This window comes from Candidatus Merdisoma sp. JLR.KK011 (genome assembly GCF_036941125.1).
Taxonomy (GTDB): Bacteria; Bacillota; Clostridia; order Lachnospirales; family Lachnospiraceae; genus Laedolimicola.
The window spans coordinates 900,245-918,804 of the sequence record NZ_JAYWSZ010000003.1 but is presented as its reverse complement, the minus strand read 5'-3'; the positions used below and the strand labels follow the sequence as shown (position 1 = coordinate 918,804).

20 protein-coding genes are annotated in these 18,560 nt (G+C 48.0%); 5 read left to right on the top strand and 15 right to left on the bottom strand.

Features of this window, described 5'->3' with window-relative positions; all coding sequences use genetic code 11:
* The 6 genes from VV089_RS05265 to VV089_RS05240 all read right to left on the bottom strand — a co-directional run bounded on the left by VV089_RS05265 (position 1) and on the right by VV089_RS05240 (position 5,567).
* Positions 1-1,539, bottom strand: a complete 1,539-nt coding sequence (locus VV089_RS05265) for a Ppx/GppA phosphatase family protein (protein WP_172543276.1) — start codon at positions 1,537-1,539, stop codon at positions 1-3.
* A gap of 4 nt (positions 1,540-1,543) precedes the next feature.
* The gene (locus tag VV089_RS05260) at positions 1,544-1,990 is read right to left on the bottom strand and encodes a dUTP diphosphatase (protein WP_334335186.1); all 447 of its coding nucleotides are present in this window, start codon (positions 1,988-1,990) and stop codon (positions 1,544-1,546) included.
* Between the two features lie 13 nt (positions 1,991-2,003).
* Positions 2,004-3,254 (bottom strand): competence/damage-inducible protein A, encoded by a 1,251-nt coding sequence (locus VV089_RS05255; RefSeq protein WP_172543274.1) that lies wholly within the window; start codon positions 3,252-3,254, stop codon positions 2,004-2,006.
* 1 nt (position 3,255) lies between these two features.
* Entirely contained in the window at positions 3,256-3,798 is a 543-nt protein-coding gene (pgsA, locus tag VV089_RS05250) for a CDP-diacylglycerol--glycerol-3-phosphate 3-phosphatidyltransferase (protein WP_334335185.1), read from the bottom strand.
* Positions 3,795-5,117: a 30S ribosomal protein S12 methylthiotransferase RimO gene (gene rimO, locus VV089_RS05245; RefSeq protein WP_172543637.1), complete on the bottom strand. Its 1,323-nt coding sequence runs from the start codon at positions 5,115-5,117 to the stop codon at positions 3,795-3,797. The genes pgsA and rimO overlap by 4 nt, the downstream gene beginning before the upstream one ends.
* A gap of 87 nt (positions 5,118-5,204) precedes the next feature.
* Positions 5,205-5,567 (bottom strand): GNAT family N-acetyltransferase, encoded by a 363-nt coding sequence (locus VV089_RS05240; RefSeq protein WP_334336213.1) that lies wholly within the window; start codon positions 5,565-5,567, stop codon positions 5,205-5,207.
* A 254-nt stretch (positions 5,568-5,821) separates the two neighbouring features.
* Between VV089_RS05240 and VV089_RS05235 the strand changes: the two genes are divergently transcribed.
* Positions 5,822-6,331 (top strand): helix-turn-helix domain-containing protein, encoded by a 510-nt coding sequence (locus VV089_RS05235; RefSeq protein ID WP_334335184.1) that lies wholly within the window; start codon positions 5,822-5,824, stop codon positions 6,329-6,331.
* Between the two features lie 8 nt (positions 6,332-6,339).
* Here the strand turns inward: VV089_RS05235 and VV089_RS05230 are convergent, their stop codons facing one another.
* The 3 genes from VV089_RS05230 to VV089_RS05220 form a co-directional block, all read right to left on the bottom strand.
* Positions 6,340-7,227: a DMT family transporter gene (locus VV089_RS05230; RefSeq protein ID WP_334335183.1), complete on the bottom strand. Its 888-nt coding sequence runs from the start codon at positions 7,225-7,227 to the stop codon at positions 6,340-6,342.
* A gap of 210 nt (positions 7,228-7,437) precedes the next feature.
* Entirely contained in the window at positions 7,438-8,112 is a 675-nt protein-coding gene (locus tag VV089_RS05225) for a hypothetical protein (RefSeq protein ID WP_334335182.1), read from the bottom strand.
* A complete protein-coding gene (locus VV089_RS05220) occupies positions 8,105-8,551 on the bottom strand; it encodes a GatB/YqeY domain-containing protein (protein WP_334335181.1) in 447 nt (148 codons plus the stop codon). The genes VV089_RS05225 and VV089_RS05220 overlap by 8 nt, the downstream gene beginning before the upstream one ends.
* Before the next feature lie 404 nt (positions 8,552-8,955).
* Between VV089_RS05220 and VV089_RS05215 the strand changes: the two genes are divergently transcribed.
* The 4 genes from VV089_RS05215 (at position 8,956) to sdaAA (ending at position 12,260) form a co-directional block, all read left to right on the top strand.
* Entirely contained in the window at positions 8,956-9,135 is a 180-nt protein-coding gene (locus VV089_RS05215) for a hypothetical protein (RefSeq protein WP_334335180.1), read from the top strand.
* A 327-nt stretch (positions 9,136-9,462) separates the two neighbouring features.
* Positions 9,463-10,662: a dicarboxylate/amino acid:cation symporter gene (locus VV089_RS05210; protein WP_334335179.1), complete on the top strand. Its 1,200-nt coding sequence runs from the start codon at positions 9,463-9,465 to the stop codon at positions 10,660-10,662.
* A gap of 15 nt (positions 10,663-10,677) precedes the next feature.
* A complete protein-coding gene (gene sdaAB / locus VV089_RS05205) occupies positions 10,678-11,337 on the top strand; it encodes an L-serine ammonia-lyase, iron-sulfur-dependent subunit beta (protein ID WP_334335178.1) in 660 nt (219 codons plus the stop codon).
* Between the two features lie 44 nt (positions 11,338-11,381).
* Positions 11,382-12,260 carry an L-serine ammonia-lyase, iron-sulfur-dependent, subunit alpha gene (gene sdaAA, locus VV089_RS05200; RefSeq protein WP_334335177.1) on the top strand — a complete coding sequence of 293 codons (879 nt, stop codon included), beginning with the start codon at positions 11,382-11,384 and terminating at the stop codon, positions 12,258-12,260.
* 138 nt (positions 12,261-12,398) lie between these two features.
* On the opposite strand, the gene VV089_RS05195 is transcribed toward sdaAA, so the two are convergent.
* The 6 genes from VV089_RS05195 to VV089_RS05170 form a co-directional block, all read right to left on the bottom strand.
* Complete coding sequence (locus tag VV089_RS05195; protein WP_334335176.1) at positions 12,399-13,229, bottom strand: PRD domain-containing protein; 831 nt, start codon at positions 13,227-13,229, stop codon at positions 12,399-12,401.
* 30 nt (positions 13,230-13,259) lie between these two features.
* A complete protein-coding gene (locus VV089_RS05190) occupies positions 13,260-14,669 on the bottom strand; it encodes a glycoside hydrolase family 1 protein (RefSeq protein WP_334335175.1) in 1,410 nt (469 codons plus the stop codon).
* A 21-nt stretch (positions 14,670-14,690) separates the two neighbouring features.
* Positions 14,691-16,556, bottom strand: coding sequence for a beta-glucoside-specific PTS transporter subunit IIABC (locus VV089_RS05185; RefSeq protein ID WP_334335173.1), 1,866 nt, complete (start codon positions 16,554-16,556; stop codon positions 14,691-14,693).
* 374 nt (positions 16,557-16,930) lie between these two features.
* Positions 16,931-17,761 carry a ComEC/Rec2 family competence protein gene (locus tag VV089_RS05180; protein ID WP_334335172.1) on the bottom strand — a complete coding sequence of 277 codons (831 nt, stop codon included), beginning with the start codon at positions 17,759-17,761 and terminating at the stop codon, positions 16,931-16,933.
* Between the two features lie 60 nt (positions 17,762-17,821).
* Entirely contained in the window at positions 17,822-18,235 is a 414-nt protein-coding gene (locus VV089_RS05175) for a PIN domain-containing protein (protein WP_334335171.1), read from the bottom strand.
* The gene (locus tag VV089_RS05170) at positions 18,219-18,446 is read right to left on the bottom strand and encodes a type II toxin-antitoxin system Phd/YefM family antitoxin (RefSeq protein ID WP_334335170.1); all 228 of its coding nucleotides are present in this window, start codon (positions 18,444-18,446) and stop codon (positions 18,219-18,221) included. Before VV089_RS05170 ends, VV089_RS05175 begins: the two co-directional genes overlap by 17 nt.
* Between the last annotated feature and the right edge of the window lie 114 nt (positions 18,447-18,560).

Sequence of the window (18,560 nt, the reverse complement as noted above, 5' to 3'; positions counted from 1 at the left end):
CTACACCTGCCTTTTCTGCCGGATTACGGGCCGGATACTGAAAATTGTCTCGAAAAATTCCGCTTTGTGGGAAAAAAGCCCCTGCTCTAAAGTAATATCCTCCACCGTGTCCACCACGACGATAAGCTCCCGCTCTTTTAAAGTAACTTTTACATTCTTAAACTTCTGGTTGTGGCTTCTGTCCATAGAATTCGCCACCCGTAAGATTGCGCTCAGCTTGGCGGTCAGAAGATAATCCTGCCGATCCAGACTGGATCCGATGGAAAATTCCTCAAAGGAGGCAAATTCCTCCGTATTAAAACGGATGGCGCTGGCGATAATCTCCCGCTCCCGGTGGGACAGTCCGATAATCTCCGTGGACATAACAATCTCATAGGAGCACTCCGCCGTGCGGTTCATGCTGATGTACTTTCCGCAGTCGTGAAGAAGCACCGCAATCTGAAGAAGCAGACGCTCCCGTTTTCCCATGCCGTGAATCCGCTTCATCTTATCGAAAATGGTAAGGGCCAGGTATTCCGTGCCCGCCAGGTGGGTTTTGTTGCTCTGGTAACGCTTGGCAATGTTCTTGGCTGCCTCCACGATGTCATTTTCAAAATTGTGGGAGGACTTGAAGATCTTTTTGCGCTCCGCATAATCGTAGGCCAGGCCGTCGCTTAGATTCAGGCCCGGAATCCAGATGGTTTCCGCTCCCGTCTCTTCAATCAGACGTTTGTAAATAATCAGCGCCGGCATGATAAGGGACACATTTTCCGAAACAAGGCCCAGACGCTGTACCATGGCCTGGGGTGTCCGGGTCATAATCTCCTGGTAGAGCTGAACGTATTCCTCCCGGCTTAGCATCAGGCTGTGTTCCATGGCATTGCGCTGCATAAACTGGGTAATATAGTCTCCCACCAAAATCATATTTTTAATCTCTCGATCTTTTAAGTACAGCCGCTTGTAGCTTTTCAGCTCGTTGTTAATCATTTCCTCTATGATATCGCCGAAATGATTGGTGCGGCTCTCCACCTCCGCCAGGCGCTCCCGGATGCGCATGGTGCCCAGGCGCATATTCTGGGTGGAAACCAGGGCATCCTTGTCAAAGAGGGAGATCTGGATACTTCCCCCTCCCACATCCACGATGGCCGTTCCCTTCTGAATGATTTTCTGAAAGGATTCCTCATTGGAAGCGATGGACTTGTAGCCTAAGAAGCGCTGCTCGGAGTTGCTTAAGACCTCGACGTCAAGGCCGGTGCGCACACGTATTTTGTCCAGAATCAAGAGACAGTTGCTGGTCTCCCGGATGGCGCTGGTGGCGCAGGCCCGGTAGTCGTCTACCTGGTACTCCTTCATAATCCGGGTAAAGTCCTCAAGCACCCGGCATAGCTCCTCTAACATTTCATTGCTGATCTTCCCCTTGTTGTAGGCATCCCGGCCCAGTTCAATGCCGTGGCGGATGTAGTCTATCTCCCGGATGCCGCTCTTGGGAACCAGCTCCAAAATCTTCATTCCCACCTCATAGGAACCAATATCAATTGCTGCAAAGGTTATTATCTGCATATTCTCACGCCTTTCCGGTACTGCCGAATCCGCCCCGGTCTTTGTTTAACAGGACGTCGGTTTCTTCAAAGGATAGTTCCGGCTGATGCTCCACTATGCGGAACTGGCAGATCCGATCGTTTACATGGATCTGGGTGTCCCGAAGGGCATAGGCCGGCATAAACCATTGATCGTTGTCGCCGCAGTAGGTTTCGTCTATGACTCCCATACTGTTAGTCTGAATAATTCCAAAGCTCTTAAAGGTGCTGCTTCTCGGCACCACATGGGCCTCCCAGCCTTTGGGCAGCTCCATGGCAATGCCAAGAGGAATCAGCCGGAACTCTCCGGCCTTCATGGACACTTCCTCGGCGGCTCTCAGATCGATCCAGTCGGATTTTCCTCCGATGTATTGAAGCCGTTCAATTTTATCTGTAAAATATTTTATCCGTATGGTTTTCTTCTGTTCCGGCATGAATTTTTGCTCCTTAAAATTTGATGGTCTCTAATATGCTGGTGCGCAGAAGGGTCAGAGCCGCAACAACAGCGCTCTCCCGAATCTTCATGCGGTTTCCTGTAAAATGATATTCCTCTACCCGCATATTTCCCTTGACGGACACGGCGATGTAGACAAGACCCACGGGCTTTTCCTTTGTACCTCCGTCGGGCCCTGCGATTCCGGTGATGGATACGGCCACGTCGGAACCTGTGGTCAGAATGGCGCCCTTTGCCATTTCCTTCGCTGTCTTATCACTGACTGCGCCGAATTCCTTCAGGGTCAGCTTTTTAACTCCGATAAGCTTGCGCTTTGCCTTGTTGGAGTAGGTGATAAAGCCCTGCTTTAATACCTCGGAAGCTCCCTGGACATTCACCAGACGTCCGGTAAAGAGGCCTCCGGTACAGGATTCTACGGTCGTCAGCGTCAGATCCTGCTCCTTTAAAAGCTGGACTACGGATTCCTCCAGGGTCATCTTCTCGTTTGTAGTGTAGATGCTGCCGCCGAAGCGCACCTTCAGCTCCCGGATGACGGGCTTCATCAGCTTCCTGGCTGCCGCCTCGTCTGCCGCCTTGGCGGTGAGCCGCAGATGGACTTCTCCAATCTTGGCATAGGTGGCTATGGTGGGATTGGTCTGCTTTTCTATGAGATCCGCTATCATCGTCTCCACCCGGCTCTCTCCCATGCCGCAGATCTTGATCATCTCGGACACGATAATCTCCGGCTGTTTCTGATTGAGATAGGGGAAAATGTCCTTTTCGAACATGGGCTTCATCTCTCCTGGAGGTCCCGGCAGAAGGATAAGCGTTTTTTCTCCCTCCTCCAGAATGAGCCCAGGGGCGGTTCCGTTGTCGTTGTCTACTACGATGGCTCCCTCGGGGACAAGGGCCTGCTTCCAGTTGTTGTCTGTGATCTCTTTGATGCCTCTGGTATCAAAGAACTTTTGAATCATCTCCCGGCTGCGGGGATCCTCCACCAGCTTTTTTCCAAGAACCCTGGCTGCCGCTTCTTTTGTCAAGTCATCCTTGGTGGGGCCTAAGCCGCCTCCTAAGATGACAATGTCGGAACGTTCCAGGGCCAGCTTCAGTGTTTCCTCCAGGCGGTCGGGATTGTCCCCCACTACAGTCTGGTAATAGAGGGAAAGGCCAAGCTGCGCACATTTCTCTGAGAGATAAGCGGCGTTGGTGTTCACGATATTTCCCAACAGTATCTCGGTTCCTACGGAAATCAGTTCTACTATCATGTCAGATGTCTCCTTCCAATAATACGCCCTTATTTTTTACCAGGTAATCCACAAGGGAAATCACCGTCAATATGAGGGCCGTCCAGACTACAATGGTTTCTACGATTGCAAATGTCTCTCCCAGATCCAGAATCAGCAGTATAATCATCAGCATCTGAAAGGTTGTTTTAAACTTTCCCCAATAGCTTGCCGCAATTACCACTCCATTATCCGAAGCTACCAGGCGAAATCCGCTGATAATGAATTCACGGGCAATAATTACAATGACAATCCAGGCGGCCAGCCGCTTCAGCTCTACCAGACAGATCATGGCGGAGCAGACCAGCAGCTTGTCTGCCAAGGGATCCATGAATTTTCCGAAGTTGGTGACCAGGTTGTACTTTCGGGCGATTTTTCCGTCCAGGAGGTCTGTAAGGCTTGCAATGATAAAAATAGCCAGGGCGTAATACTTTCCATAACTGCCGCCCAGATCCGTCAGCAGAAAGAGGACGAAAAAGGGGATTAACAGTATGCGCAGGACGGTTAGTTTGTTTGGCAGATTCATATAAGCTCTCCTATCAAATCGTATTCGCAGGCTCCTGTGACGCGGACTTTTGCGAAGTCTCCGCTCATCAGTGTTTCCTCCGTGTTGATGAAAATATAGCCGTCTACATCGGGAGCGTCCCGGTAGGTGCGGCCTACATAGGCATTTTCCCCGGATACCCGGCCTTCGATCAGAACCTCAAGCTCCCGGCCTTTCATGGCTTCCGCTTTCTCAAAGGCTATCTCCTGCTGAAGCTCCATCAGCTCGGCCTGGCGGTTCTCTTTTACTTCCTCGTCAATCTGCCCCGGCATCTGTGCGGCCGGAGTGTCCTCTTCCTGGGAGTAAGTGAATACGCCGAGGCGGTCAAATTCGCAGGTGTCTATGAAGGACATGAGTTCTCTGTGATCTTCCTCTGTCTCTCCGGGAAATCCGGTGATGAGCGTGGTTCTAAGGCAGATGTCGGGGAGGGCTTCTCTGAGATCGGCGATGATCTGCTCCAAATCGGCTCTTGTTGTTCTTCTTCCCATGCGCTTCAGGATGGGATCGGAGGCGTGTTGGATGGGCAGATCCAGATAGCGGCAGAGCTTTGGCTCTTCTTGTAATACCTGGATAAGCTCTTTTGTGATTTCCTCCGGATAGCAGTATTGGAGACGTATCCAGCGCAGGCCCTTGATCCTGCACAGCTCTCTTAATAAAGCCGGGAGACGTTTTTCTCCGTAGAGGTCTAAACCGTAGAGCGTGGTTTCCTGGGCTACCAGGATGAGTTCTTTTACGCCTTGCCCCGCCAGATCCGCCGCTTCCTTAAGAAGCTCTTCCATGGGAACGCTTCGATAAGGGCCGCGTATCCTTGGGATGATGCAGTAGGTGCAGTGCTTGTCGCAGCCTTCGGCTATCTTCAGATGTGCGTAGTGGCCGCCGGTGGTAAGCTGGCGGCCTGCCTTTGGCCTTACCAGGCGGTTTAAACTTTCGAGCTTTTGTTCTTTCTGGCCTTTTAAGGCTTTTTCCAGGATCTCTGGGAGCGCATCGTAGGCGGTGGTGCCTATGACGGCATCTACTTCGGGGATCTCTTCTGTGATTTCCCGGCTGTAGCGCTGCGCCAGGCATCCTGTGACAATGAGGGCTCTGCATGGGCCGGTTTTCCGGTATTCGGCCATCTCGAGTATGGTGTTGATGCTTTCTTCCTTGGCATCGTTTATGAAGCAGCAGGTGTTAATGATTATGACTTCGGCTTCGGTCTCGTCGTCGGTGAAGGTGTGGCCTTCTTTTTCTAAGAGGCCCAGCATTTGCTCGGAATCTACGAGGTTTTTGTCGCAGCCGAGGGATATAAATAGTAGTTTCATTGTTGTGGTTGTCCTTTTTGGTTGGTCTTGTTTTATTATAGTGGATTGAGGGGGGAAATTCAATATGTGGGGGGATTTTTTGGGATGTTATTTGCGGAGGACTATGTAGCGGTCGTGGGGCATGGCTATGCCTTTGTAGTGTTTGATCCAGCTGTCGGCTGGGCGCATTCCGATCCGGAGGGCGGCTTTTTGGGATGGGATGTTTGTGTTTCGGATGATGGAGCAGACTTCGGGGGCTTTTAGAACTTCGAAGGCGTATTTTTTGCAGGCTTTTGCTGCTTCGACGGCGTAGCCTTTGTGCCAGTGGGCGCGCTGGAATAGGTAGCCTATCTCGAGGACTTTTTGTTCTTTCCAGGGCTGCCAGGTGAGGCCGCATTGGCCGATGAGCCCGCCGGTTTCTTTTTGAATGACTGCCCATAGACCGAAACCCCATTTTTTATAACGCTCGATTTGTCTGTCCAGCCATTCTTGTACTTCTTGACTTTTGTTTTTTGTTTACCTGTCAGGGTAATTTTATTATAATGATTTTTGTATCGCAGTTTCATGAAAAGGGGATACTTTGTGAACAAAAGAACACGCGGTTTTTCTTGTTCAGGGAAGGTTGTTTTTCTTGAATGTTAAAACGCGTTGCTTGCGGCAACGGGCGGTTCTGCCTACAATAGCGGTAACAGCTGTAACGGCTGTAAGAAAGGAGGCTATTACGAATGCTTAATGAAAATCTGAAAGCAGTCAGGAAGTCGAAAGGTCTTTCGCAGCAGGAGCTTGCTGTCAAGCTGAATGTGGTGCGGCAGACGATCTCAAAGTGGGAACAAGGTTTGTCAGTCCCTGATTCCGATATGCTGCTCTCCATATCGGAGGCCCTGGAAACACCTGTGAGCACGCTGCTGGGCGAAAATGTCATTGTGCCGGAAGCAGATGACTTAAAGGCGATTTCCGCAAAACTGGAGGTGATAAACCTGCAGCTTGCACAAAGAAAAATCACAAGGAAGAGAATTCTGCATTGGCTTCTTATCTCATTGTTTGTGGTTACAACGGCAGTTTTTGCAATCTTTCTGGCGTTGGAAAGTCCTTACCTGGGTTGGGATTATGGTGATCCTGAAACTGCTGTTCTCGGAGTGGCTGTCCACTCATTTGAATGGCTGTTTGTCAGGATTTCACCGTTTATCCTGATTGGTGCAGCCATTGGAATTTTCTTGACACGGAAGAAAGGATAAGGCCATTTTTATTCCTTTTTTTCTTTCTGCGGAAGCTGGGCCAGAATAATTGCGGCAAACATAAGGACGCAGCCAAAAAGCTCCCGGCTCGACAGATGCTGATTTAAAAACAGCATGCCGGCCAGTACCGATACCACGGATTCCAGACTTAGGATAAGGGAGGCTACGGTGGGATTCATGTCCTTCTGGCCTACAATCTGCAGGGTATAACCAGCTCCGCTTGAGAGCACGCCCGCATAAAGAACAGGCTTCCAGGCAGCAAGAAGCTGCGCCGGCTCCGGCCTTTCGAAAATAAGCATGGCAGCGCCTGATACTGCTGCGCAGACAAAAAACTGGATGCAGGACATCTTTACGCCGTCTACGTACTGGGTAAAGTAATCAATCACCAGGATATGTACGGAAAAAAGACAAGCGCAGATAAACACCAGAATGTCTCCATTTCCAAGGCGCAGGCTTTCTGTCATGCAGAGAAAATACAGGCCTGCCAGTGCAAGGAGCACACCTATCCACACAAAGGAGCCGCATTTTTTACCGAAAAAGAGCCCTAAAATGGGGACAATGATGATATAAAAGGCCGTAAGGAATCCGGCCTTTCCCACGCTTGTATACAGAATGCCGAACTGCTGAAAGCAGCTTGCGGTACAGAGGGCAAGACCGCAGCAAATGCCCCCCAGGAGCAGCTTTTTCCTGTCTGTGCTTTTTTTCTGCTGTCCATTTAAGCGATCCAGCAAAGTAATGCACGGAAGCAGTACCAGGCCGCCGATCAGGGAGCGGGCGCAGATAAATGTAAAAGGCCCTACGTAGTCCATACCTACGCTCTGGGCTACAAAAGCCACCCCCCAGATAACAGCGGTTAATAATAATATCAAGGATTGTCTTATCTGTCGTGAGTTCATGTCAATTGATTCCTTCTAAATGCATTTGTTCTTTTATTAAAAGTCGCTGCGCGACAGCGCTAAAGGGTAAAGCTGCTTCGTCACACTGGTAGTGAGAGAAACTTTTATTCGAAAAAACACTCATAAAAGTTCCTCTCGTGCGCCTTTGCAGCTTTACCTCCTATTAAAAGTCGCTGTGCGACAGCACTAAAGGGTAAAGCTGCGGCGCTCCTACCCTTCGTCAAACCGCAGGGTAGACAAAATGCTCTCCTGCGCTGCCCCCATTCCTTCATAGGCTTCCACAAAGCAGTCCATCTGCACCGTATACAATTTTTCATTGTATCGGAAAATATAGAGGTCGCAGGTCCGGCTGTTACTGTCTGTGCCCTCGGCATAGCTGACCCAGATAGCCGGATATTCGCCTTCGCCTATGGTGACCTCTTCTACCAGGCATTCTTCATTGCTGTCGACTGTGTATTGCTCTGCAAGGCTTTCTGCTGACGCGCCCTCTGACTCCGAAATTTTAACAAATACCGGCGTCTCTGAATCAGGCCCGTAGGAATCTGCATAAAAGCACAGCTCCTGTTCCGAAGCTTCCATGGTAAAGCTTTCCGGATCGTAGGCTATGGTAAACCCTTCCATCCCTTGAATTCTGCTGTAGGCAACAGGGACAGTCTCTCCCTCCTGCATAAGAATAACCTCTTCCTCTCCCAATACTGCGCCGGGTTCGGTTCCTGTTATCACAGAGGCCTGCTGTTCTTCTGCAGGACTGTTTTCATTGCCGCTTTCTTCCGCCTGCTGTACTTCCGGGACGGACACTTCTCCTGTATCGTCTCCTGCCCCTCCTTGGCAGCCGTACAATACAGCCGCTAAGACAAAGCACGGCAGGAGCGCCCGCCTACGCAAGGATCTCTCCTACTAATTTATTTACCAGGGAGCCGTCAGCCTTTCCCTTTACCCGGGGCATGAGCTCCTTCATAATTTTTCCCTTGTCTTTTGCAGAAGGCTCCATGATTCCCAAGGCTTCCATGACCTCCTTTATAACCGCACGGATGGCCTCCTCGCTCATTTCCTCTGGAGCGAATTCAAAGAGAACGGCCAGGCGCGCCTTGCACTGGTCAATAATGTCGGTTCTGTCTGCCGGCGCTAAGTCCATGGTTTCTTTGGTCTGCTTGATTTCTTTTTTGATAACCTCATACTCTTCTTCCGGGGTGAGGTCTGCCCGCTTGTCGATGGCTTTGTTTTTCAGGGCTGCCAGAAGCATGGAAAGCGTCTCCTTTCGGTCCTTTTCCTTATTTTTCATGGCTTTCATCATTTCTGCACGGATTTCGTCGATTTTGCTCATAATTTTTTTCTCCTAATTTAAAGTTCCGTAATATCCCTCAAAGTACACAAGATATGAAATCAATTTCCAGCCGCAGAAAACATGCGTCTGTAAATTGATTTGTGCACTTTGAGGGATATTACTGTTTCCAGTTCCGTCTTTTTAAGAACTCTTTCTATTCTAATCACTTTTTTTAAAGATTTCAAGGTTTTCGAGCAAATTTGCCGCAGCCGCTGCAAACACATGAAGGAATACATTTTGAATACTGCTTAAATCTATGCTATATTCCATCCAAATAGGACTCCTGGTTAAACACATTCATGTGTTATGGTGTCTTAAAAATTGAATAGGCTTTACACTTTTCACTTAATCCGCTATAATAAGGTTGTAGCAATAAAAATCAGCAATTCAAAGGCGGTGAAAGGATGCTGCAAGAAGTGACTGAAAAAGAACTTATTACAGTAACCATTGACAAGTATACAGATTTGCAGCGTATAAAAAAAGCAAATGGTAACACTGAAAATTCTGAACTTGATTATCAAATTAGGATTGTTACCGCTAAGTTATCCAGCATGGGCGTAAATGTTGAGGATCTGACACTTTAATAAGCAGAATTTTATAAATACCACACAAATCAAGGTGTAAAGTCCATTGAAAGTTCAAGGGCTTTACACTTTTTTCGTTTTAAGGTTCTAGTATTTCACTTTTAATATAAATAGGTATTTGCCCCAGTAAATTTACCGCACCCCCTTGCTTTTTCCCCAATAAAAAGGTATTCTATAATTGTATTTCATACAGATACATTTATCGCATTTTGTATTTGTAAAAAAGACACTTCTCCTTTCGGGACGGACAAGATATGCTTGCTTTCCACCGCTTATTTTGTACTGGAAAAGGGGGCGCAAAAAATTTTTCTTATGGAGGGATGTATCATGGAAAAGAAAAAACTGGGCCTTGTGCCAAAGCTCATCATCGCCATTATTCTTGGTATTTTGTTTGGGCAGTTCCTGCCGGAAAGCATCTGCCGGGTAGTTGTGACTGCCTCCGGTCTGTTCAGTACCTTTTTGAAATTTATTATTCCGCTGATGATTGTCGCCTATGTGACCATGGGAATTGCGGATCTGAGCCAGGGGGCCGGGAAGCTGCTTATCATTACCGTCGGCCTTGCCTACGGCTCCACTCTTATCGCCGGAACCTGCTCTTATCTGGTTGCAAGCGGATTGTTCCCAAGCTTTATGAGCCCGGAGGCCATGGAGCAGATTGCGGCAACGGCTGACAATTCCTTAAGCTCCTATTTCAGCATTCAGCTTCAGCCCCTGCTGGACACCCTGTCCGCAGTCGCCCTCGCCTTTGTCCTCGGCCTGTGCCTGTCCACCATGAAGGGTAAGGAGATGGGAAGCAGCCTTTACAACGGCATGAAGGATTTTTCCAGTGTCATTGACAAGGTGCTCCACACGGTTATTATTCCCCTGCTGCCCCTTTATATCTGCGGAACCTTTACCGATATGACCAAGTCGGGAAAAACCTTTGCAATCTTAAGTATTTTATGGAAGGTGTTCCTGGTGGTGATCCTTATGCACCTCATCTGCATCACCATTCAGTTCATCATTGCCGGAACCGTCAGCAAGAAAAATCCGGTTGTCCTCATCAAAAACCAGATTCCCGGCTATACCACCGCACTGGGCACCCAGTCCTCTGCGGCTACGATTCCCGTCAACCTGGAATGCGCCAAAAATGACGGCGTGTCCGAACAGATCCGCAATTTCGTGGTTCCTTTGTGCGCCAATATCCATATGGCAGGCTCTATGATTACCATAACAGCCTGCGCCACGGCCGTCTGCCTGATGAATCAGCTTCCCATCAGCCTTGGGACGGTGATTCCCTTTATTATGACACTGGGAATCGCTATGGTGGCTTCTCCCGGCGCTCCGGGCGGCTCGATTATGACGGCCCTGCCATTTCTCTATATGATTTTCGGTGCGGAGGCAGGCAACCCGGACGGGCCTATCTGCGCCATTATGGTGGCCCTCTATATCACCCAGGACTCCTTTGGAACTGCTTGTAATGTATCCGGGGACAACGCCATCGGTATCATTGTAAATACCATTTATGAAAAATGGATTAAGAAATAAAAAGAGGAAAATATTATGAACGTATTTGACATTATAGGCCCTGTTATGATCGGCCCATCCAGCTCCCATACGGCCGGAGCCGTGCGCCTGGGGCGTGTGGCCTGGAAGATACTGGAGGAAAAGGCCGTCTGGGCCGATATCCGTCTGTCCGGCTCCTTTGCACAGACCTATCGGGGGCACGGCACGGACAAGGCGCTGATTGCCGGGATTATGGGAATGCATTCTTATGACGAGCGCATCCGCCGTTCTTTAACCCTTGCAGATGAGGAAGGGCTTTCTTATTCCTTCAGGGCGGAGGATATTCCCGGCGCACATCCCAATACGGCACGGATTCATCTGAAAGGCGGGCACGGAGCCGAGTGTGTGGTACAGGGAGCCAGCATCGGCGGCGGCAACATTCTGGTTACGGAAATCAACGGAATGGAAGTTTCCTTTACCGGCCAGTATAACACGCTGATGGTGCTTCACTATGACAGGCCGGGAACCATTGCTGCTGTGACAAATTTTATGGCTTATTCGGGAACCAATATCGGCAACTTCCGTCTGACCAGGCCGAAAAAAGGCGGCGAGGCAGTTATGACCATTGAAGTAGACGGGGATGTGGAGGAAACCCTGATTCAAAGCCTGCGTATTCTTCCCAATATTATCAACGTCATTTTGATTCGGGCAATTTAACGATACCATGGAGCTTATTTGTCTATAAGCTAAGGAGTAAATATATGTTGAACTATGATTCCATTGCGGCTATCTGCGAGGCCGCAGAACAGAAGCAAATAACCATTTCCGCTCTGGCGCTCTCCGACCAGGCGGAGCAGATGGAGATCCCTGAGGAAGATCTCTATGAACGTATGAAGGAAAGCCTTCATGTCATGCAGGAGGCCGTAAAGGAGGGGAAGAATCCAAAGCTTCGCTCCACCTCCGGCCTTACCGGAGGCGACGGGGCAAAGATGGAAGCTTACGCCGGTACAGGAGGAATTACGGGGAACTTTTTGAATCACGCAATAGCCCGGGCCATTGCTGTGTCAGAATATAATGCGGCTATGGGAAAGATTGTGGCCTCTCCCACCGCCGGTTCCTGCGGTATCCTGCCCGGCACCGTAGTTTCCATGCTGGAGGAAGGACGCTGCGATGAGCACGCTGCTGTGATGGCGCTTTTTACAGCCGGAGCTATCGGAATGGTGATTGCTCACAATGCTTCCATTGCCGGCGCCCAGGGCGGATGCCAGGCAGAATGCGGCTCGGCCTCTGCGATGGCCGCCGCTGCTTTGGTGGAGCTCTCCGGCGGAACGCCCTGGCAGGCTGCCCATGCCTGTGCTATGGCTATTAAAAATCAGCTTGGCCTGGTATGCGATCCGGTAGCCGGGCTTGTGGAGATTCCCTGTATTAAGCGGAACGTATCCGGGATTGCTATCGCCTTTACCTCCGCAGAGATGGCTCTTGCAGGCATAGAGAGCAAGATTCCGGCGGACGAGTGTGTGCTTGCCATGCGTCAGGTTGGGGATATGCTTCCCTGTTCCTTAAAGGAAACCTCCCAGGCCGGCCTGGCTGCAACGCCTACAGGGCTTCGGCTGAAAAAGCAGGTATTTGGGGAGAATTAAACAGTACGCAAAGAGAGGGCAGCCAGAAAAATCATGTTCCGGCTGCCCTCTCTTTATCAAATCACACAATTATTTACTCCTGCCAGTTCGCCATATGTTGGACATACCCTCAGTGAACAAGGGGACACTCTCCCCCCTCTACATAATGATCCTGGAAATATGAATGGTTAAGTATAGCAATTCCTCCCGTGAGATATCCACCTCTAAAGAACCTTTGATGTAATTGCCGATCTTGTTTGCACAGCTATAACTCTCCGGCGACTGGACAACAATCTGCTCAAATATGGCCAGATCATTGCCGGAAAGCATTTTATGTTCCAAGACACGCTGCAGAAAAAACTGGATGTGTGTGACAAAACGGGAATAGTGGATGGAGTCAGTTTTGATTTTCCCGGGAAAAGTAAAGCACACAATATTTGAGATATCTTTTAGCATCCGTACTGCCAGCATGGTGCGTTCCATATCAGGATTTTCCGTCTGGGCATTGACCAAATGGAACGCAATATTGCCTGCCTCCTCCTCCGGTAATTCGACGCCAAGCTTTTGATTTAAATAATGAATCATCTTCATTCCCAGTGAAAATTCCTTTTGGTAAAACTGACGAACCTCCCACAAAAGCCGATTTTGCAGTACAACATGTTTTTCCAGGCGTTCCAGTGCAAAAACCAGGTGGTCAAACAGGGTAATAAAAACCTGCTCACTAATTGTTCCCGGCATCGCCTCGTCAGCCAGGCTGATAGCCAGATGAATGGCTTCGGCATAGGACTCTGGTACGTTTTCCAGCATCTGTTCCCAATCGCGGACGGCTTTTTTATCCTTTAGAAGAAAAACTTTTTGGATATTTCCGCCTTTTAACTCTTTTCCGGCTTCATTGCAAAAACGCAGACCTTTTCCCATAACAATCTGCTCCCGGCCATTCTCATCTTCTACCAGCAAATAGTTATTGTTCAGTATTTTCAGTACCCTCATGACACAATCCTCTTTTATTTTATTCCCATTTTACAAGGAATTTCCGTTTTCTTCAATGATCTTTTGATACCAAAAGAAGCTGTCCTTCTTAATTCGTTTCATCTCTTTTAGGTCAAACTCATCGCGATCCACATAAATGAAGCCATATCTCTTTTGATAACCTTGATGGGTACTGACCACGTCAAGAGCCGCCCATGGGCAATAGCCAAGCATCTCGACCCCATCCGTAATTGCCAGACGCATTGCATGGAGATGCCGGCGGATAAATTCAATTCGATAATCATCATGGATCTGCCCGTTTTCCAGCCGATCAGGCGCTCCGATCCCGTTTTCTGTAATCAGGATAGGAAGACGATACCGCTCGTATACTTTTCGAAGAGTATACCGGAAGCCTTCCGGATCAATCACCCATCCGTATTTTGTCTTGGAAACAAAAGGATTATCTGCAGCGCGGTAAACTCCTTCTTCACCCAGCATGATCTGTTGATCTCCGGCTCTTGCGGACACATCGGTACTGTCTCCTCTGCTTGCGGCAATGGTTGCCGTGGAATAATAATTCATTGCAATAAAATCAGGATCTGCACCCATAAGAATCTCACGATCTCCTGGTGCAATTTCCGGCTCCATCTCCCGATGTACCAGATAGCTCCAAGCCAGTGGATGATACCAGCCGAATACCGGAACATCTGCAAAATTCCAGCAGCGGAGAACCTCCCAATTATGGGCTGCAATGGAATCGCTGGGATTGCAGGTTTCCGGATACATTGCCGTTAGATTCAGCGCCGGGCCAATCTTCCCCCTTGGACAAAGCTTGTGGCACAGCTTCATGGCCTTCGCCTGTGCCAGCATCAGATGATGATTTTGCTGGTATAACTCTTTTTTGGAAGGAAGTGTCCCGCCTTTTGGCAGGCCGATAGCTCCCGGATGCAGAATCATTGTATTTTGTTCGTTAATCGTAAGCCAATACGTCACATCATTTCCAAAATGGGTAAACAGCACTTTTGCGTAAGCTTCAAAAGCATCAATGGTCTCCCGGCTGCTCCAACCGCCTTTTTCCTCCAGGCAATAAGGCAAATCAAAATGATACATCGTGACAATAGGCTCTATGTGATATCTGCGGCATTCTTGGATTACATCCCGGTAATGAGCAATTCCAGCAGGATTTATCTCCCCTGTCCCATCGGGAATAATCCGTGTCCAGGCAATGGAAAACCGATAGGCCTTCAGTCCCATTTCTGCAAATAGCCGGATATCTTCTTTATATCTGTGATAATGATCACTTGCTGTCTTAAAATCTGCATATTCTTTTGGATGCTCATACATATCTATGATAGACGGGCTCTTTCCATCCTCATTCCAGGCCCCCTCTGCCTGATAGGCAGAAGAGGATGCTCCCCAGAGAAAGTGATCCGGAAAATCATTTAATTTAGAATAACGCATATTCAAACTCCTTTCATGCAGTTACCGGACGGTTAAGAGGACATCACCAGCCTTCACATTGCCGCTGGCATCTGTATGAATCGAATGAAACTCTGCTGTATTTGTAATCAGAACCGGAGTTACTGTGTCATATCCCGCCTTCCGAATCATCTCCTGATCAAAGGAAACCAGCAAATCTCCTTTTTTAATTTTCTGCCCTGACTCCACATGCGCGGTAAAATACTTTCCCTCCAGATTTACCGTGTCAATTCCAATATGGATTAACAACTCTACCCCGTCTTCGCTGAGCAGTCCAATGGCATGTTTGGTGTCAAATACAGTTGAGACCGTACCATTTACCGGTGCATAGACTTTTCCTTCCGACGGAATAATCGCAGCCCCATCCCCAAGAATTTTCTGTGAAAATACGGCATCGTTTACCTCTGAAAGCGGAATGCATATCCCACTGACAGGCGCAGACACGGCTGCAGCCTTGGAACCTGGTTTTTCGGACGGCTTCGTTTCTTTTTTTGCTTGATCCGGATCTGCCGGCTCATCAAATCCCAGAACCCATGCTGCCGCAAAGGCTGCCGCAAAAGAAATAATGCAGGTAATGACTGCGTGTACAATATTCATTGGATTTGCGCCAATGAAAGCCGGAAGCGCTGCAAGGCCCGGAGAGACGAATGCGTAGCGCACCAATCCGGAAATACCTGCATAGATGCCGCCGATACCGCCGCCAATCATGGACGCAATGAGCGGCTTCTTTAAGCGAAGCAAAACACCATAGAGACATGGCTCGGTAATACCCATAACCGCAGTAAAGCCTGAAGAGCTTGCCAGCTGTTTTAACTGACTATTCTTTGTTTTTAATGCGACTGCAAGGGTTGCGCCGCCCTGTGCAATGTTGGATGCCAGCATACCTGGCCCATTGACGATCTCATAACCTAGAGAAGATATCTGAACGGTAGCAATGGGGGTCATGGCCCAGGCAGTACCCGTCAGTACCAGGAACGGCTGTAATGCGCCCATCAGCATGGGAAGAAGCCAGCTTGCTTTTGCATTAATGATATTGGCGCCGGCTTCAATCACAGAATTCAAGAAGCTTCCAAGCGGGCCTACAATCACAAGTGCAATCGGAACCGAAATAAATAAAATAATCAGCGGTTTCAGGAAAAACTTGATAATGGATGGCGTGTACTTCTCCGCAAATTTTTCCACATATGACATCAGCCATACACTCAATATAATCGGAATTACAGAATAGGAGTAATCTACCAGATGTACTGGAATGTAAAAAAAGTCAACTCCTTCACCGGCAGAAACCATGCCCGACCATGTAGGATGAAGGAGGGCACATGCCAATGTCATTGCAAGAACCGGGTTGCATTCAAATTTAATTGCCGCACCGTATGCTAGAAGAACAGGCATGAAATAGAATGCTGCATCAGAAATCAGATTTAAAACTGCATAGGTAGAACTGCTGTCATCCAGGCCGCAAAGCACAAGGAGCGACAATACAGCCTTGATCATACCGCCTCCAATAAGAGCTGGGATGACAGGTGTGAATGTAGTTGAAATCGCACTGATGATATTCGTAATGATTCCAGTTTTTTCTTTCTCGTCATCGGAAGAGGAGCCGGAAGAGGATTTTGCTGCAGTCCCGCCCATTTCATTGATCAGTACCCGATAGGTAACCGGCACATCATTTCCCACAACTACCTGAAACTGGCCCCCCTTTTCTACCACGCTGATAACGCCAAGGGTATTTTCGATTGCAGCTTTGTCAACCTTGCTTCGGTCACAGAACTCAAAACGAAGCCTGGTTGCGCAATGAGTCAGTTTGCTGATATTATCCACTCCGCCTACTAACGGGAGTAAATCATATCCTAATTTTTTGTAATCCATAAGAAACTCCTTTCACCGGCCTGTTTTTGGACACAAAAAAACCACGAGAAAAATACGCCGTCTGACGTATTCTTTACGTGGTCTTGCCTGCATTACCAGTAACAGCCATTTAATTTTAATATCTACAATATAGCAAATGCTATTAAAAAGATCAATTAGTAAAAATAGCAGAAAATGCACAAAATATACAACCAAAATTATAAAAAATACAAAAATTATCGTTCTGTATCGATAATTCCTACTTTAATGCACACTCTTTATACTTTTTATTATCATGCCGGCATCGAAAAAGCCCAATTTTTTAGAATCAGGCTTTTTCAGTGTTCTCCTCCTTCAGGGCTGGCGGATCTCGACCAATCAAGGCATCCAGCCTTTTACTCCTGCCAGATCTCCATATGCTCCCCATCGCTTATGCAGGTAACCGTTCCCTCTGAGGTAAAATATGTCTGCGCCCCTGTCTGGCGGAGAATTTTCCGCACTTTATCATCCCCGGGCTCTTCCTCGGAGCAGGTGATAACGGCCGCTTTGGGAGAGACTGCTTCCAGAAATTCTTCGGAGTTTTTTTCCTTTCTGCCGTGATGGGGAACCTTTAACAAGTCATGCTCCAGGTCAAATTCCGTCTGGTTGAGAAGCTCCTTCAGCCGCTCCTTCTCGCAGTCTCCGGCAAAAAGAAAGCGCTGCTCATTGTAGGTCATACTGATCACCAGGGAAAAATCATTGTCCTCTTCCTCATATTCCTGCTTCTGGGGCGGATAAATCAGACATTCGGCGCCGTCAAAGGAAAGAGACCGGGTATCCGTCACAAGCTCCGGCTGCTGTCCTGCTGCATCTAGAGCCTCCAGATATTCCTGGTATTGGCCGCTGTCCCCTTCATAATCCGGCTGGAAAATCTGCTCTGCGCCCACGTCCTTCAGAACATGGTCTGCGCCGCCTACGTGATCCTTGTCAAAATGAGTGATCACCAGATAATCCAGAGGTTCCCCGTCCCTCTGCCGCAGATAGTCAAGGAGCACCTCAGCAGTATCGTCGTAGCCTGCGTCAATGAGCATGGAAGTATTTTCTGTTTCAATGAGGATAGCATCTCCTTTTCCCACGTCAAAAAATGTGATTTTTATCTCTTCCCTTTCCCCGGCAGCTTGTCCCCTCTTACCGCAGCCGCTGGAAAACAATAGAACCGTCAAAAGAATCAATAAATACCTTTTCATAGAACTCCTCTTCTATCCCCGCTTCCTTGCCGCATGAAAAACTTTTCCGTGAAACGTGCGTTATATGACTTTCAAAAGAATTTCATCTGGGGTAAGCGCAGGTATACCAAAACCTTCAAAGTCTTTTTTGTTTCGGGTAGCAATAAAATCGCAATGTATCGATTTAGCACAGGTAGCAACAAGACAATCCTCAAAATCCTTTGCCTTTTTCTGAAATGCAATAAGAATATCATTGTTTGTAACGCTGCACACCTTGACAATTTCCAAAAGTTTTCCAACTGCCTTATATGCCAATTCTGTACTATGCGTATATTTTCTAACGAGATAGAAAATATCGGTAACAGAAGACGCTGATACAAAACCGTCTAGTTTATGTTCTTCACAAAGCTTCAAAATCTTGTAAGAATCCTCTACAAAAGGTTCTCTTTCCAATAATACATCGATGATTATGTTCGTATCACACATTATTTTCATATTTTAACAGACGCTCCTCTCGTAGAGAATCCATATCAATGCCAGAGGAAACACCGCCAAGCATTCCACGTAGGGAATCTACAGCAGAAACTTGTGGATTTACAACTTTGGCAACCGTTTTTCCATTACGAGTAATAAAGACATCTTCCTTGGTAACTAACTCAAGGTACTTTCCGAAATTAGCTTTAAATTCTGTTGCGGTAACAACCATGGCTAAATCCTCCTATTCTAAATCGCTGCGCGATAGCACTAAAGTGCAAAGTCCCTTCGGCACACCTGTAATGAGAGAAACTTTTATTCGAAAGGACTCTCATAAAAGTTCCTC

Bases quoted from the DNA above. Each gene is read 5' to 3' on its own strand.
- VV089_RS05255 (WP_172543274.1), bottom strand. From the start codon at position 3,254: ATGATAGTAGAACTGATTTCCGTAGGAACCGAGATACTGTTGGGAAAT.
- VV089_RS05190 (WP_334335175.1), bottom strand. From the start codon at position 14,669: ATGCGTTATTCTAAATTAAATGATTTTCCGGATCACTTTCTCTGGGGA.
- VV089_RS05230 (WP_334335183.1), bottom strand. From the start codon at position 7,227: ATGAACTCACGACAGATAAGACAATCCTTGATATTATTATTAACCGCT.
- rimO (WP_172543637.1), bottom strand. From the start codon at position 5,117: ATGAAACTACTATTTATATCCCTCGGCTGCGACAAAAACCTCGTAGAT.
- sdaAA (WP_334335177.1), top strand. From the start codon at position 11,382: ATGTTGAACTATGATTCCATTGCGGCTATCTGCGAGGCCGCAGAACAG.
- VV089_RS05260 (WP_334335186.1), bottom strand. From the start codon at position 1,990: ATGCCGGAACAGAAGAAAACCATACGGATAAAATATTTTACAGATAAA.
- VV089_RS05170 (WP_334335170.1), bottom strand. From the start codon at position 18,446: ATGGTTGTTACCGCAACAGAATTTAAAGCTAATTTCGGAAAGTACCTT.
- VV089_RS05220 (WP_334335181.1), bottom strand. From the start codon at position 8,551: ATGAGCAAAATCGACGAAATCCGTGCAGAAATGATGAAAGCCATGAAA.
- sdaAB (WP_334335178.1), top strand. From the start codon at position 10,678: ATGAACGTATTTGACATTATAGGCCCTGTTATGATCGGCCCATCCAGC.
- VV089_RS05185 (WP_334335173.1), bottom strand. From the start codon at position 16,556: ATGGATTACAAAAAATTAGGATATGATTTACTCCCGTTAGTAGGCGGA.
- VV089_RS05175 (WP_334335171.1), bottom strand. From the start codon at position 18,235: ATGAAAATAATGTGTGATACGAACATAATCATCGATGTATTATTGGAA.
- VV089_RS05215 (WP_334335180.1), top strand. From the start codon at position 8,956: ATGCTGCAAGAAGTGACTGAAAAAGAACTTATTACAGTAACCATTGAC.
- VV089_RS05210 (WP_334335179.1), top strand. From the start codon at position 9,463: ATGGAAAAGAAAAAACTGGGCCTTGTGCCAAAGCTCATCATCGCCATT.
- VV089_RS05180 (WP_334335172.1), bottom strand. From the start codon at position 17,761: ATGAAAAGGTATTTATTGATTCTTTTGACGGTTCTATTGTTTTCCAGC.
- pgsA (WP_334335185.1), bottom strand. From the start codon at position 3,798: ATGAATCTGCCAAACAAACTAACCGTCCTGCGCATACTGTTAATCCCC.
- VV089_RS05235 (WP_334335184.1), top strand. From the start codon at position 5,822: ATGCTTAATGAAAATCTGAAAGCAGTCAGGAAGTCGAAAGGTCTTTCG.
- VV089_RS05195 (WP_334335176.1), bottom strand. From the start codon at position 13,229: ATGAGGGTACTGAAAATACTGAACAATAACTATTTGCTGGTAGAAGAT.
- VV089_RS05265 (WP_172543276.1), bottom strand. From the start codon at position 1,539: ATGCAGATAATAACCTTTGCAGCAATTGATATTGGTTCCTATGAGGTG.